Genomic DNA, 13,643 nt, shown 5'->3' on the forward strand with positions numbered 1-13,643 from the left:
ACAGGAGTGCGGAACGCCCGCGGCCCCGCCTCCCTGGTCGGGAGGCGGGGCCGCGGGCGTCACTGCGGTGCGGGGCCTCGGCGCGTCAGAGCGCGAAGACCTCCTCGATCAGCGCCTGCTGCTCGGCACCGTGGCGCTTGGCCGAGCCGACGGCCGGCGACGAGGCCGAGGCGCGGGCGACCCGGCGCAGACGGGCGTCGCCGCCGCTGCGGCCGATGACGACCTGCAGGTGGTCGACCAGGTTCATCGCGATGAACGGCCAGGCACCCTGGTTGGCCGGCTCCTCCTGCGCCCAGACGAACTGGACGTTGTCGCCGTAGCGGGCCAGCTCCTCCTGGAGCTCGGCCACCGGCAGCGGGTAGAGCCGCTCCATGCGGACGATGGCGGTGTCGGTGACGCCGCGCTCGGTCCGGGCCGCCGCCAGGTCGTAGTAGAACTTGCCGGAGGTGATGACCACCTTGCGGACCTGCGCCGGGTCGACGGTGGTGTCGCCGATGACCGGGCGGAACGAGCCCGACAGGAACTCCTCGGTCGCACTCGCCGCGGCCTTCAGGCGCAGCATCGACTTCGGGGTGAAGACGATCAGCGGCTTGTGGTGCGGGTTGTGCGCCTGCCAGCGCAGCAGGTGGAAGTAGTTCGACGGCAGGGTCGGCATCGCGACCGTCATGTTGTCCTGCGCGCACAGCTGGAGGAAGCGCTCCGGGCGGGCCGACGAGTGGTCCGGGCCCTGGCCCTCGTAGCCGTGCGGCAGCAGCAGGGTGACGCCGGAGTGCTGGCCCCACTTCTGCTCGGCGGAGGCGATGTACTCGTCCACCATGGTCTGCGCGCCGTTGACGAAGTCGCCGAACTGCGCCTCCCACATGACCAGCGCGTTCGGGCGGGTCAGCGAGTAGCCGTACTCGAAGCCCATGGCCGCGTACTCCGACAGCAGGCTGTCGTAGACGGTGTAGCGGGCCTGGTCCTCGGTGAGGTACTGCAGCGGGGTGTAGTCCTCGCCGGTCTTGCGGTCGATCAGGACGGCGTGCCGCTGGCCGAAGGTGCCGCGGCGGCTGTCCTGGCCGGCCAGGCGGACCGGGTGGCCCTCCATGAGCAGCGAGCCGATGGCGAGGGTCTCGCCCATCGCCCAGTCGATGGTGTTGTCCTCGACCGAGGCGGCGCGGCGCTGCAGCTGGGGCAGCAGGCGCGGGTGGACGGTCAGCCAGTCCGGGTGGTTGACCTGCGAGGCGGCGATCCGCTTGACCATCTCCTGGGAGATGCCGGTCTGGATGGAGACCGGGAAGTCGGCGACCGGCTTGCCCGCGGTGGCGTCGGCCGGAGCCTGGGCCGCGTCGCGGACCTCGGCGAAGACCTTCTCCAGCTGGCCCTGGAAGTCCTGGAGCGCCTGCTCCGCCTCTTCCATGGTGATGTCGCCGCGACCGATCAGGCCCTCGGTGTACAGCTTGCGCACCGAGCGCTTCTTGTCGATCAGGTCGTACATCAGCGGCTGGGTGAACGACGGGTTGTCGGCCTCGTTGTGACCGCGGCGGCGGTAGCAGATGAGGTCGATCACGACGTCCTTGTGGAACGCCTGGCGGAACTCGAAGGCGAGCCGCGCGACGCGGACCACGGCCTCCGGGTCGTCGCCGTTCACGTGGAAGATCGGGGCCTCGATCATCCGGGCCACGTCGGTGCAGTACATCGACGAGCGCGAGGACGCCGGGGCGGCGGTGAAGCCGACCTGGTTGTTGACCACCAGGTGGATCGTGCCGCCGGTGCGGTAGCCGCGCAGCTGCGACATGTTCAGGGTCTCCGCGACGACGCCCTGGCCGGCGAAGGCCGCGTCGCCGTGGATCTGGATCGGCAGCACCGGGAAGGTGGTGCCGCCCTGGTCCAGGATGTCCTGCTTGGCGCGGGCGATGCCCTCGACGACCGGGTCGACCGTCTCCAGGTGGGAGGGGTTCGCGGCGAGCGAGACCTTGATGGTCTCGCCGTCCAGGCCGGTGAAGGTGCCCTCGGAGCCCAGGTGGTACTTGACGTCGCCGGAGCCGTGCATCGACTTCGGGTCGAGGTTGCCCTCGAACTCGCCGAAGATCTTGCCGTACGGCTTGCCGACGATGTTGGCCAGCACGTTCAGGCGGCCGCGGTGGGCCATGCCGATGACGGCCTCGTCGAGGCGGTGCTCGGCGGCGGCGTCGATGGTCGCGTCCAGCAGGGCGATCAGCGACTCACCGCCCTCCAGCGAGAAGCGCTTCTGGCCGACGTACTTGGTCTGCAGGAAGGTCTCGAAGGCCTCGGCCGAGTTGAGGCGGCGGAGGATCCGCAGCTGCTCCTCGCGCTCGGGCTTCGCGTACGGCTTCTCCAGGCGCTCCTGCAGCCACTTGCGCTGCTTCGGGTCCTGGATGTGCATGTACTCGACGCCGACGGTGCGGCAGTACGTGTTGCGCAGCAGGCCGAGGATGTCGCGGAGCTTCATCATCTTCTGGCCGCCGAAGCCGCCGACCGCGAACTCGCGCTCCAGGTCCCACAGGGTGAGGCCGTGGGTGGTGACGTCCAGGTCGGGGTGCTTGCGCTGCTTGTACTCCAGCGGGTCGGTGTCGGCCATCAGGTGGCCGCGCACGCGGTACGCGTGGATCAGCTCCATGACGCGCGCGGTCTTGTTGACCTCGTCGTCGTGGGTGGTGGCGACGTCGGTGGCCCAGCGGACCGGCTCGTACGGGATCCGCAGCGACTCGAAGATCTCGTCGTAGAAGCCGTTCTCGCCGAGCAGCAGGCGGTGGATCTCGCGCAGGAACTCGCCGGACGCCGCGCCCTGGATGACGCGGTGGTCGTAGGTCGAGGTCAGCGTCATGATCTTGGAGACGCCCAGCCGGGACAGGGTCTCCGGGGCGGAGCCCTGGAACTCGGCCGGGTACTCCATGGCGCCGACGCCGACGATGGTGCCCTGGTTCTGCATCAGGCGCGGCACGGAGTGCACGGTGCCGATGCCGCCGGGGTTGGTCAGCGAGACCGTGACGCCGGTGAAGTCGTCCATGGTCAGCTTGTTGGCGCGGGCCCGGCGGACGATGTCCTCGTAGGCCTGCCAGAAGCCGTAGAAGTCGAGGGTCTCGGCCTTCTTGATGGCCGCGACGACGAGCTGGCGGTCGCCGTTCGGCTTGACCAGGTCGATGGCCAGGCCGAGGTTGACGTGCTCCGGCTTGACCAGGAAGGCCTTGCCGTCCTCCACCTTGTAGCTGTAGTTCATGCCCGGGGCGGCCTTGATGGCCTGGACCAGGGCGTAACCGATCAGGTGGGTGAAGGAGACCTTGCCGCCGCGGGCGCGCTGCAGGTGGTTGTTGATGACGATGCGGTTGTCGATCAACAGCTTCGCGGGGACGGCGCGGACCGAGGTCGCGGTCGGCACCTCCAGCGAGGCGTCCATGTTGGTGGCGACGGCCTTGGCCGGGCCGCGCAGCTGGACCAGCTCGGGGCCGGCCGCGGCGGTGGCGGCGGGCGCGGCCGGGGCGGCCGGGGCGGCGGCCTTGGGGGCCGGCGGCGCGGCGGGCGCGGCGGCGAGCGGTGCGGCAGCCGGGGCCGGAGCGGCGGGTGCGGCAGGTGCGGCCGGAGCAGCAGCAGCGGCGGGCACGGGGGCAGCGGCAGGGGTCGGCGTGGGGCCGGCCTGGGTCGCGGCCTGGGTCACTGGGGTCACCTCGGTACCGGGCTTGTAGTCGGCGAAAAAGTCCCACCAGGCTCGGTCTACCGAGTTCGGGTCCTGGAGGTACTGCTGGTAGATCTCATCGACGAGCCACTCATTGGGGCCGAAGCCAGTGGGCTTCTCCGTACTGCGTGGGGCCGAGCTGTTGGGGGTTTCAGGGGACTGTGGCGACACGGCGGCAACCGCCCTCTTCCGCTTCCTTTTGGGATGTTTGGACAGCGGGGATTAAGGCTACGCCCCTGACCAGTGATCGCGCAGTCCCCGGGCCCCAGGCGTCGCCCAGATCACAGTCCTGACCTGCAGGTTGGCTGAAAAAGTACGTTAGAAAGCCGTATCTGAGGGGAACCGATCGGGCCCGATCGCCCCGCAAAGCGGGGCGAAAACGGACAAACCACCAGGCGAATCGATTGACGATCTTCGTATGCGTCTGTGTCGGATCTGTGACAAATGTCCCGGCGCTCAGGACTGTCCCGGCAGCCGGACCTCGATCCGACAGCCGCGCGGCGACTCCGCCACGGCGATCCGCCCGCCGTGCAGGTCCACCGCCCAGCGGGCGATCGCCAGGCCCAGCCCGGTGCCGCCGTCCGCGCCCGGTCCGGCGGCGGTCGCGGTGCCGCTGCGGCTGAACCGTTCGAAGACCCGGCCGCGGTCCGCCGGCGGGATGCCCGGACCCTCGTCCTGGACCTCCAGCAGCAGGCCGCCCTCCTCGCCCTCGGGTCTGGCGCGCACCGTGACGGTGCCGCCGGGCGGGGAGTGCTTGCAGGCGTTGTCGACCAGGTTGGCGACCACCTGGTGGAGCCGCTCCGGGTCCGCCACGGCGGTCAGCCCGGCGGGGCTGACCTCCAGGGCCAGTCGGACGTCGCCCCGCCGGGAGAACGCCCCGCCGGCCGTCGCGCCGTCCACGGTGACCCCGCGCAGCACGCCGTCCAGGAACTCGCGCACCTCGAACGGGCGGGCGTCCAGATCGACCACGCCGTCGTCGATCTTGGAGAGGTCCAGCAGGTGGGTGACCAGTCGGCCGAGCCGCTCGGTCTGCTCCAGCGCGGCCCCCAGCGTCGCCGGATTGGGCTGGACGACGCCGTCCACCACGTTCTCCAGCACGGCGCGCAGCGCGGCGATCGGCGTGCGCAGCTCGTGCGAGACGTTGGCGACCAGCTCGCGGCGGTGCCGGTCGGCGGCCTGGAGGTCGGCGGCCATGGCGTTGAAGGCGGCCGCCAGCTCGCCGATCTCGTCGCGCGAACTCACCTCGACCCGGCGGCTGTAGTCGCCGGAGGCCATCGCGCGGGCGGCGTCCGTCATCTCGCGCAGCGGGGCGGTCAGCCCGTGCGCGAGGAACTGCATGAACAGCAGCGAGGCGATCATGGAGAAGACCATGATGATCCGGATCTGGGTCTCGGACCGGATCGCGACGACCACCATCCCGGTGGCCAGGAACACGGAGACGATCACCAGCAGGGCGAGCTTGCCCTTGATCGAGCGGACCGGGTCGAGCGGACGGATGTCGGCCCAGACCCGGCTGGCCGCGCGGGCTGCCAGGTTCTGCGGGCGCGCGCCGTCGGCGTCCCCGTTGCGTTGCTGTGGAAAGGTCATTGGTCCCCTGTGATCCCCGCGTGGTGTCACGGCGGTGCCGGACACGGGCCCCCCGGCGGCCCGTCGCCCGGAGCCCCCGTCAGGAGAGCGGGGCCTCCAGCGCGTATCCGACGCCGTGGACGGTGCGGATCCAACTGGCACCGATCTTGCGGCGGAGCGCCTTCACATGGCTGTCGACGGTGCGGGTGCCGGACGCGTCGGTCCAGTCCCAGACCTCGGCCAGCAGCTGCTCGCGGGTGAGCACCGCGCGCGGCTGGGCGGCCAGGCAGGCCAGCAGGTCGAACTCGGTCGGCGTCAGGTGGACGTCGCCCGAGGCGAGCCGGACCCGGCGCTGCACGTGGTCGATCTCCAGCTCACCGAAGCGCAGGCTGCCGAGCGCGGGCGTGCGGGCGGCCTGCTGGGCGCGCTCGACGCGGCGCAGCAGCACGTTGACCCTGGCGGCCAGTTCGCGCATCGAGAAGGGCTTGGTCATGTAGTCGTCGGCACCGACGCCGAGGCCGACCAGCAGGTCCGTCTCGTCGTCGCGGGCGGTCAGCATCAGTACCGGCACCGGGCGTTGGGCCTGGATCCGGCGGCACACCTCCAGCCCGTCGAAGCCGGGCAGCATGATGTCCAGGACCACCAGGTCCGGCTGCCAGGTGTGGAAGCCGTCCACCGCGCCGGGGCCGTCGTGGGCCACGGCGACCTTGAACCCCTCGGCGCCCAACCGGGCGGCGATCGACTCGGCGATCGTGGGTTCGTCCTCCACCACCAGCACTCTGCGCTGGCTGCTCACAGTGCCGCCGGTGTTGGGGTTGTCCTGCTGAATTTCTGTCACGGTCACGCCACCGCCCCCAGGGCTGCGGGCCGGCCACCTGTGGGGATGGCGGGGCTCCGCTCGTAGTCTTGTTCCGTCGTGGACTGTGCCGGGTCCGCCGTCCCGTCGCGCGCCCGGGAGCGGCGGGCGGATGGTCTTCCGCCCACTTCTCCCGCGCACTCCGCAGCGTACGGACAGCGGATGCCTCCCGGCAGGTGGACCGGACGTTTCCGGCCCGCTGAGAGCGGCTGTCCGGCCGCCCTTGGGCCCACTGCACGAGTGGGCACGGGCCGATACCTTACCCGGCGAATTTTCACTGCGTAACGGTACGTATGCAGTTCAGTTGACGCCAAGTCGCCGGTCAGAGCCCCTACTGACGCGTTAATCGGGAGAAGGTCTGGACCAATGTCGGTAATCCGGCCGCTCCCCGCGTCGACGGTCTTCACGGGCTTTTCTCAGGTGCCTCTCAGAACCTCGACGTAGCGTGGCCGCGACAACGCCGCGCAGGGCGGAATCCGGCGTCCGCGCCGGTACTCCGGGCACCTTCGGGCACCGCCGGCCGCGGGCGTGGAGCGGAGGCGTCATGGCGGGACTGCGGCGGGACTCCGCCGGGCGCGGGTCCGCGCGGGTGCCGTACGGAATGCTCCGGTGCGGACTTCGCGGCGGCGTCTTCGAATGGCTGCTGGAACGCGTGCCGACGCCCCGGCGCACTCCCTTCACGCTCGGATATCTGGCCGTGGTGGGAGCGACTTCCACCCTTGCCCGGCTCGCCGATCCGGAACTCGTCCAGCGCTTGCAGGAGGCCTCCAGTTCGGACGGCCACAACCTGCTCCAGCACCCGTTGCGGGCCCTCGTGCTCAGCGGGGTCTGGGTGGCCGGCGGCGACTGGGTCCCCTACCTGTGGGGATTCGCCCTCACCCTGGCGCCGCTGGAGCGCCGGGTCGGCCCGGCCCGGGCGGCGGCCGTGTTCGCGATCGGGCACGTCGCGGCCACGCTGCTCTCCCAGGGCGTGGTGATCACCGCGGTGGAGGCCGGGCGGCTGGCGCCGGAGGCGATGGACCGGCTGGACATCGGGGTCAGCTACGGGGTGTTCGCCTGCCTGGGTGCGGCGGCCGGGGCGCTGCCGCGGTCCGCCCGGGTCGCGGTGCTGGCCGGTGCCGGGCTGATGATCGTCCAGCAGATCGTCACCGGTAAGGACCTGGTCACGGCCGTGGGGCACCCGGCCGCGCTGCTCACCGGGATGGCGCTGTGGCCCTGGCTGCGCCGGATCGAGCGCCGCCCGCCGCGGCCGCGGATCCGCTCGGCGCGGCTCCGGGGGGTCGGCTCCGCCGCCTCCTCGACCGCTCAGGTCTTCGCGGTGGTGCGGGCCGGGGTGCGGCCGCCGTCCGCCGTGCGCTGATGCCGGGGCCCTCTTGGGCCGTTCTTTCCCCGCCCTTTTGACGGCGCCTCCACTCGACCGCTCCGGTGACGGCGCGTTCGCTCACAGCGAACAAGATGCCGGGAACATCCGGTGCCCGCGAAGACTTAGTCAGGTCGACTCAAGTTCGCTGACTGGGGAGAGATCATGGCATCGACGTCCACACCGCTCACCCTGCCCGTGCTGCCGCTCGACGACGAGGTCGTCCTCCCGGGCATGGTCGTTCCGCTGGACCTCAAGGACACCGAGGTGCGCGCCGCGGTCGAGGCCGCCCGCGCGGCGGTCACCGGCTCCGGCAAGCCGCAGGTCCTGCTGGTCCCGCGGGTGGACGGCTCGTACGCGGCGGCCGGCACGCTGGCCACCGTGGAGCAGGTCGGCCGCCTCGCCGACGGTGACCCCGCCGCACTGGTGCGCGCCGTGCGCCGGGTCCGGATCGGGGCCGGCACCACCGGCCCCGGCGCCGCGCTCTGGGTGGAGACCACGCCCTTCAAGGAGTCCTCGGTCGGCATGCCGGTGGCCGGTCGGGCCGCCGAGCTGGTCAAGGAGTACAAGGCGCTGTCCACCCAGTGGCTGCGCAAGCGCGGCGCCTGGCAGATCGTCGACCGCGTCGACCGGATCGAGGGCGTCGGCGAGCTCGCCGACAACATCGGCTACGCGCCCTTCGCCACCGCCGAGCAGAAGCTCAAGGTGCTGCTGGAGGCCGACCAGGTCGCCCGACTGGAGTACGCGCTCACCCTGCTGCGCGACCACCTCGCCGAGGAGGAGGTCAACGACACCATCCGCAAGGACGTCGAGGAGGGCGTGGCCAAGCAGCAGAAGGAGTTCCTGCTCCGCCGCCAGCTGGAGGCCGTCCGCAAGGAGCTGGCCGAGCTGAACGGCGACCCGGCCGACGAGGAGGGCGGCTACCGCGCCCGGGTCGAGGCCGCCGACCTGCCCGAGAAGGTCCGCGAGGCCGCGCTCAAGGAGGTCGACAAGCTGGAGCGCTCCTCCGACCAGTCGCCCGAGGGCTCCTGGATCCGCACCTGGCTGGACACCGTCCTGGAGCTGCCCTGGAACGAGCGCACCGAGGACGCGTACGACATCGCCGGCGCCCGCGCCGTGCTGGACGCGGACCACGCCGGCCTCGGCGACGTGAAGGAGCGGATCGTCGAGTACCTGGCCGTCCGCAAGCGCCGGGCCGACCAGGGGCTCGGCCTGATCGGCGGCCGCCGGGGAGGCGCGGTGCTCGCCCTGGTCGGCCCGCCCGGCGTCGGCAAGACCTCGCTCGGTGAATCGGTGGCCCGCGCCATGGGCCGCAAGTTCGTCCGGGTCGCGCTCGGCGGCGTCCGGGACGAGGCGGAGATCCGCGGCCACCGGCGCACCTACGTCGGCGCGCTGCCCGGCCGGCTGGTGCGGGCGATCAAGGAGGCCGGCTCGATGAACCCGGTCGTCCTGCTCGACGAGATCGACAAGGTCGGCTCCGACTACCGGGGAGACCCGGCCGCCGCCCTGCTGGAGGTGCTGGACCCGGCCCAGAACCACACCTTCCGGGACCACTACCTGGAGGTCGAGCTCGACCTCTCCGACGTCGTCTTCCTCGCCACCGCCAACGTGCTGGAGGCCATCCCCGAGCCGCTGCTCGACCGGATGGAGCTGGTCCGCCTGGACGGCTACACCGAGGACGAGAAGGTCGTCATCGCCCGCGACCACCTGCTCCCGCGCCAGCTGGAGAAGGCCGGCCTCGGCGACGGGCAGGTCAGCGTCGACGAGGAGGCGCTGCGCCGGCTCGCCGGGGAGTACACCCGGGAGGCGGGCGTGCGCACCCTGGAGCGCTCGATCGCCCGGGTGCTGCGCAAGATCGCCGCGCAGGCCGAGCTGGGCGAGCGCGAGCTACCCGCCGAGGTCGGCGCGGAGCACCTGCGCGCCCTGATCGGCCGACCGCACCACGTGCCGGAGTCCGCCCAGCAGCCCGCCGAGCGGCGCACCGCCGTCCCCGGCGTGGCCACCGGCCTCGCCGTCACCGGCGCCGGCGGCGACGTCCTCTATATCGAGGCCTCGCTGGCCGACGCCGAGACCGGCGGCACCGGGCTGACCCTCACCGGGCAGCTGGGCGACGTGATGAAGGAGTCCGCGCACATCGCGCTCTCCTTCCTGCGCTCGCGCGGTGCCGAGCTGGAACTGCCGGTCACCTCGCTGCGCGACCGCGGCGTGCACCTGCACGTCCCGGCCGGGGCCGTCCCCAAGGACGGGCCGAGCGCCGGCATCACCATGACCACGGCGCTGGCCTCGCTGCTCTCGGGCCGCAAGGTGCGCACCGACGTGGCGATGACGGGTGAGGTGTCGCTGACCGGGCGGGTGCTGCCGATCGGCGGGGTGAAGCAGAAGCTGCTCGCCGCCGACCGGGCCGGCCTCACCACGGTGATCATCCCCAAGCGCAACGAGGCCGACCTGGACGACGTCCCCGCCGAGGTGCTGGAGCGCCTCACGGTCCACCCGGTGGCGGACGTCCGGGAGGTGCTCGCGCTGGCCCTGGAGCCCGCCGGGGTGCTGGTCGCCGCGGCCTGACGTGGCCGACGGGGGGACGGCCGCTCCGCGTGCAACACTGCGGAGATGCCGTCCCCCACGCAGCGCGCCCTGGCCCGGGTGCCGGCCCGGCTGCGCCCGTTCCTGGTGCGGCACCGCCGACCGGTGAAGTTCCTGCTGGTCGGCAGCGGCTGCTTCGCGCTCACCACGGTGATCGACTTCGAGCTCAAGTTCACCGTCCTGGCGCACGCGCCGGTGGTGGCGCTGACGGTGGCGACGGTGATCGCCACCGTCGTCTCCTATGTACTCAACCGCCGCTGGGCCTTCCGGACGGACGGGCGCCGACCGGAGGCCCTGCTGTTCTTCCTGGTCAGCGCGGTGGCGATCGGCGTGAACGTGATCCCGCTGGCGCTCTCCCGGTACGCCCTCGGCCTGCGCGAGCCCTACCTCAGCCCGTTCCAGCAGGAGGTCGCGGACTTCCTCAGCGGGATGGTCGTCGGCACCTTCGTCGCCATGCTGTTCCGCTTCTGGGCGATGCGGCGCTGGGTCTTCACCAGCCCCGCCGTGCGGACGCACTCCGAGGTGGAACCCGGTTACGCTGCACCCGAGATGCCACGGGACGCGACCTGAGTCCAAGAGGTGCGCCGGGACCGTGAGCCGCTCCGTGACCGTGAGCGCTCCGAGACCGTGAGGTGAGAGTTATGCGCGGGGAGCCGGACGGCGTTCGGGCCGGGCCCGCCAGCCAGCAGGGGATGCGCCGGGCCAACCTGGCCCTGGTGCTCGGGGTGATCGCCCGCGGCCCCCGCTCGCGCGCCGAGGTGGCCGCCGAGACCGGGCTGACCAGGGCCGCGGTCTCCTCGCTCGCCGAACAGCTGATCTCCGGCGGCCTGGTCGTCGAGGAGGGCCCGGCCGCCCCCAGCGGCAAGGTCGGCCGACCCGGCACCGCGCTCGGACTCAACCCGCTGGGCCCCGGCGGCCTGGGCGCCGAGATCGGCGTCCGCCACCTCGGCGTCTGCGTGGTCGACCTGCGCGGGGAGGTGCGCGCCTGGCGCCGCCAGGAGAGCGCCAACCGCGGCCGGCCGCCCGCCGCCGTGATGACCGACCTCGCCCGGCTGATCCACTCGGCCGTCGCCGAGTCGGGCCTGCGCCCGGCCGGGCTCACCCTGGCCGTCCCCGGGCTGGTCGGCGGCGGGGTGCTCCAGCGGGCCGCCAACCTCGGCTGGCAGGACGTCCCGCTGGCCGCCGCGCTGCGCCCGGCGCTGCGGCTGGCCGGGGACGGCCTGGGGGAGTTGCCGGTGGAGGCGGACAACGAGGCCAACCTCGGCGGACTGGCCGAACGGTGGCTGGGCGAGAGCCCGGAGGACTTCCTGTACGTCTCCGCCGAGGCCGGCGTCGGCGCGGCCGTGGTGGTCGGCGGCCGACTGCTGCGCGGGGCGCGCGGCTACGCGGGCGAACTCGGGCACGTGCCCGTCCACCCGGAGGGGCCGCGCTGCGCCTGCGGGGCGCACGGCTGCCTGGAGCAGTACGCGGGCGAGACGGCGGTGCTGCGGGCGGCCGGGCTGGCCGGCGTGCGCGGCGACTGGGTGACGCTGCTGGCCGAACGGGCCGCCGCCGGGGACGAACCGGCCCGGGCCGCGCTGGCCGGGGCGGGCTCGGCACTCGGCATCGCGGCCGCCGGGGCGGTCAACCTGCTGGACCCGGCCGAAGTGGTGCTCGGCGGCGGTTACGCCCGGCTGGCGCCCTGGCTCCTGCCGGCGATGCGGCGCGAGCTGACTGACCGCGTGACGGTGCGGCCGTGGACGCCGGAGCGGCTGACGGTCTCCCGGCTGGGCCGGCGCGGCCCGCTGCTGGGCGCGGCGGTGGGCGTGGTGCGCGCGATCGTCGCCGACCCGGGGCCGCTCGCGGGCGGTTGAGCCCGGCCCGTACCCGTTCGAAACGCGACCGAGCCCCCGGCCGTGCTGGCCAGGGGCTCGGATCGATGCCGCGTCGGGGCTCAGGCCGCGGCGGGGGCCTCGGTGGTGAGCTCGCGCTCGCCGTCGCGCGGGCCGCGCGGGCCGCGCAGGACGGCGAGGAGGGCGACGCCGATGCCGATCACCGCCCAGATCACCAGGACCAGGATCGGCATGCCCAGGTTGGTGGAGCCGAAGTAGGCGATCGACTTGGTGGCGCTGGTGCCGGCGCCGTTGGGGATCAGCGAGCCGATCGCGCGCCAGAACGGCGGCATCATCGGAGCGGGGTAGACGCCGCCGGCGCTCGGGTTGCCGAGCACCACGAAGACCAGCACGGCCAGGCCGATGCCGATGATGCCGAACAGGCACTGCAGCGCCATGGTGAAGGCGCCGACCGTGAACACCACCAGGGTGCCGATCGCGGTCAGGGCCAGGATCGAGCCGGGCATCGCGTCCAGCGCCGGTCCGGCGATGATCGTGCCGCCGAGGCCGGCGCCGACCGAGTACAGCGCCAGGACGCCGAGGCGGATCAGCAGGCGGTGGACGTTGGCCGGCTTGGAGCCGGCGCTGATGCCGAGGATGGAGGCGACCAGGTAGCCGCCGACGCACCAGCCGATGACCAGGTAGAACGCGGTGAGGCCGTTGGTGTCGCCCTTGGCCAGCGGGACGACGTCCTCGACCTTGACGGTGCGGCCCTGGGACTTGTCCAGTGCGGTGGTGATGCTCTCGGCGGCCTTGGCGGCGGAGGTGCCGCGGGCGCTGCCGGTGAGCAGGGTGTCCTCGGTGCCGTTCGGGTCCACGACCAGCGCGGCGTAGATCTTCTGGTCCTTGATCTGCTGGGTCGCCGTCTCGGTGTCCGGCGCGGTGACGGGCTTGACGGCCTCGTCCGGCACCGACTCCAGGGCCGCCACCAGCTTGGGCGTGACCTGCGGCGGGGCGACCACCGCGATCGACAGCTTGTGCGGGGTCGGGTGGTGCAGCGCTCCGACGTACGAGGTGATGAAGCCGAGCTGCAGCAGCAGCACCCCGATCACGAGCAGTGCCGCACGCGGTGTGACCGCGCCCTTCAGTTCCGCGACGAATCCCTGCCCCGGGGCGGCCATCCACATCTCCTTGCGTATCGGCGGAAAACGGATACTTAATACCATGAACTAACTGGGTTGTCCTACCTCCCGCGCCGATTCTCGGCCACCGTCGCTGGGCGATACTGGCGCGGTGACGGACGAGGAAGCCCTGGTGGCGGTGGAGCGTGAGGTCGGGCTGATGTTCCGGCGGGGCCGCGCGAGAGTGGCGGAACTCTCACGTCGGGTGCACCCCGGGCTGGACGGCATGGCGTACAGCATGCTCGGTTACATCGAGCAGGCCGGGCGGGTGCGGGTGACGGACGTCGGCGTGCACTTCGCGGTCGGCAAGGGGACGGTGAGCCGGCAGATCCGCGCGTTGGAGGAGCTCGGCCTGGTCGCCCGGGAGGCGGACCCGCTGGACCGCCGGGCGGCGCTGGTCTCGCTGACCGAGGACGGCCGACGGCGCTACGAGTCGGCCCGGGACGTCCGGATGCGACGGGTGCGCGAGGTGATGAACGGCTGGCCGCGCGAGGACGTGGACCGGTTCGCCGAGCTGCTGCACCGCTTCAACGAGGTGCTGGGGGAGCCGCCCGCGGAGTGAGCGGGCCGCCCGGGCGCGGGCTTTGCTAGAGCTTGAAGAAAGTTGCCCTAGTCA

Annotated in this window: 9 protein-coding genes; 5 read left to right on the forward strand and 4 right to left on the reverse strand. The window is 72.5% G+C overall.

The window, feature by feature from the left end:
• Positions 1–85: 85 nt before the first annotated feature.
• From ACZ7BZ_RS17225 to ACZ7BZ_RS17235, 3 genes are all read right to left on the reverse strand, one after another.
• Complete coding sequence (locus tag ACZ7BZ_RS17225) at positions 86–3,844, reverse strand: multifunctional oxoglutarate decarboxylase/oxoglutarate dehydrogenase thiamine pyrophosphate-binding subunit/dihydrolipoyllysine-residue succinyltransferase subunit (protein ID WP_470359038.1); 3,759 nt, start codon at positions 3,842–3,844, stop codon at positions 86–88.
• A 285-nt stretch (positions 3,845–4,129) separates the two neighbouring features.
• Positions 4,130–5,260, reverse strand: coding sequence for a sensor histidine kinase (locus ACZ7BZ_RS17230; protein ID WP_380452827.1), 1,131 nt, complete (start codon positions 5,258–5,260; stop codon positions 4,130–4,132).
• A gap of 79 nt (positions 5,261–5,339) precedes the next feature.
• Positions 5,340–6,077, reverse strand: coding sequence for a response regulator transcription factor (locus ACZ7BZ_RS17235; RefSeq protein ID WP_094742879.1), 738 nt, complete (start codon positions 6,075–6,077; stop codon positions 5,340–5,342).
• 619 nt (positions 6,078–6,696) lie between these two features.
• Here ACZ7BZ_RS17235 and ACZ7BZ_RS17240 point away from each other — a divergent pair.
• The 4 genes from ACZ7BZ_RS17240 to ACZ7BZ_RS17255 all read left to right on the forward strand — a co-directional run bounded on the left by ACZ7BZ_RS17240 (position 6,697) and on the right by ACZ7BZ_RS17255 (position 11,888).
• Positions 6,697–7,455, forward strand: coding sequence for a rhomboid-like protein (locus ACZ7BZ_RS17240; RefSeq protein WP_470359143.1), 759 nt, complete (start codon positions 6,697–6,699; stop codon positions 7,453–7,455).
• A 165-nt stretch (positions 7,456–7,620) separates the two neighbouring features.
• On the forward strand, positions 7,621–10,017 hold the full coding sequence (lon, locus tag ACZ7BZ_RS17245; protein ID WP_470359039.1) for an endopeptidase La: 2,397 nt from the start codon (positions 7,621–7,623) through the stop codon (positions 10,015–10,017).
• Positions 10,018–10,062: 45 nt separating this feature from the next.
• Entirely contained in the window at positions 10,063–10,605 is a 543-nt protein-coding gene (locus tag ACZ7BZ_RS17250) for a GtrA family protein (RefSeq protein WP_470359040.1), read from the forward strand.
• 71 nt (positions 10,606–10,676) lie between these two features.
• Positions 10,677–11,888: an ROK family transcriptional regulator gene (locus ACZ7BZ_RS17255; RefSeq protein ID WP_470359041.1), complete on the forward strand. Its 1,212-nt coding sequence runs from the start codon at positions 10,677–10,679 to the stop codon at positions 11,886–11,888.
• A gap of 80 nt (positions 11,889–11,968) precedes the next feature.
• Here ACZ7BZ_RS17255 and ACZ7BZ_RS17260 read toward each other — a convergent pair whose 3' ends face one another.
• Positions 11,969–13,027, reverse strand: a complete 1,059-nt coding sequence (locus tag ACZ7BZ_RS17260) for an ABC transporter permease (protein WP_470359042.1) — start codon at positions 13,025–13,027, stop codon at positions 11,969–11,971.
• Positions 13,028–13,139: 112 nt separating this feature from the next.
• On the opposite strand from ACZ7BZ_RS17260, the gene ACZ7BZ_RS17265 reads away from it, so the two are divergent.
• Positions 13,140–13,589 carry a MarR family winged helix-turn-helix transcriptional regulator gene (locus ACZ7BZ_RS17265; RefSeq protein ID WP_380452836.1) on the forward strand — a complete coding sequence of 150 codons (450 nt, stop codon included), beginning with the start codon at positions 13,140–13,142 and terminating at the stop codon, positions 13,587–13,589.
• The last annotated feature ends 54 nt before the right edge of the window (positions 13,590–13,643 follow it).

It is taken from the genome of Kitasatospora sp. NPDC036934, assembly GCF_055608425.1.

Bases quoted from the DNA above. Each gene is read 5' to 3' on its own strand.
- ACZ7BZ_RS17230 (WP_380452827.1), bottom strand. From the start codon at position 5,260: ATGACCTTTCCACAGCAACGCAACGGGGACGCCGACGGCGCGCGCCCG.
- ACZ7BZ_RS17240 (WP_470359143.1), top strand. From the start codon at position 6,697: ATGCTCCGGTGCGGACTTCGCGGCGGCGTCTTCGAATGGCTGCTGGAA.
- lon (WP_470359039.1), top strand. From the start codon at position 7,621: ATGGCATCGACGTCCACACCGCTCACCCTGCCCGTGCTGCCGCTCGAC.
- ACZ7BZ_RS17250 (WP_470359040.1), top strand. From the start codon at position 10,063: ATGCCGTCCCCCACGCAGCGCGCCCTGGCCCGGGTGCCGGCCCGGCTG.
- ACZ7BZ_RS17255 (WP_470359041.1), top strand. From the start codon at position 10,677: ATGCGCGGGGAGCCGGACGGCGTTCGGGCCGGGCCCGCCAGCCAGCAG.
- ACZ7BZ_RS17260 (WP_470359042.1), bottom strand. From the start codon at position 13,027: ATGGCCGCCCCGGGGCAGGGATTCGTCGCGGAACTGAAGGGCGCGGTC.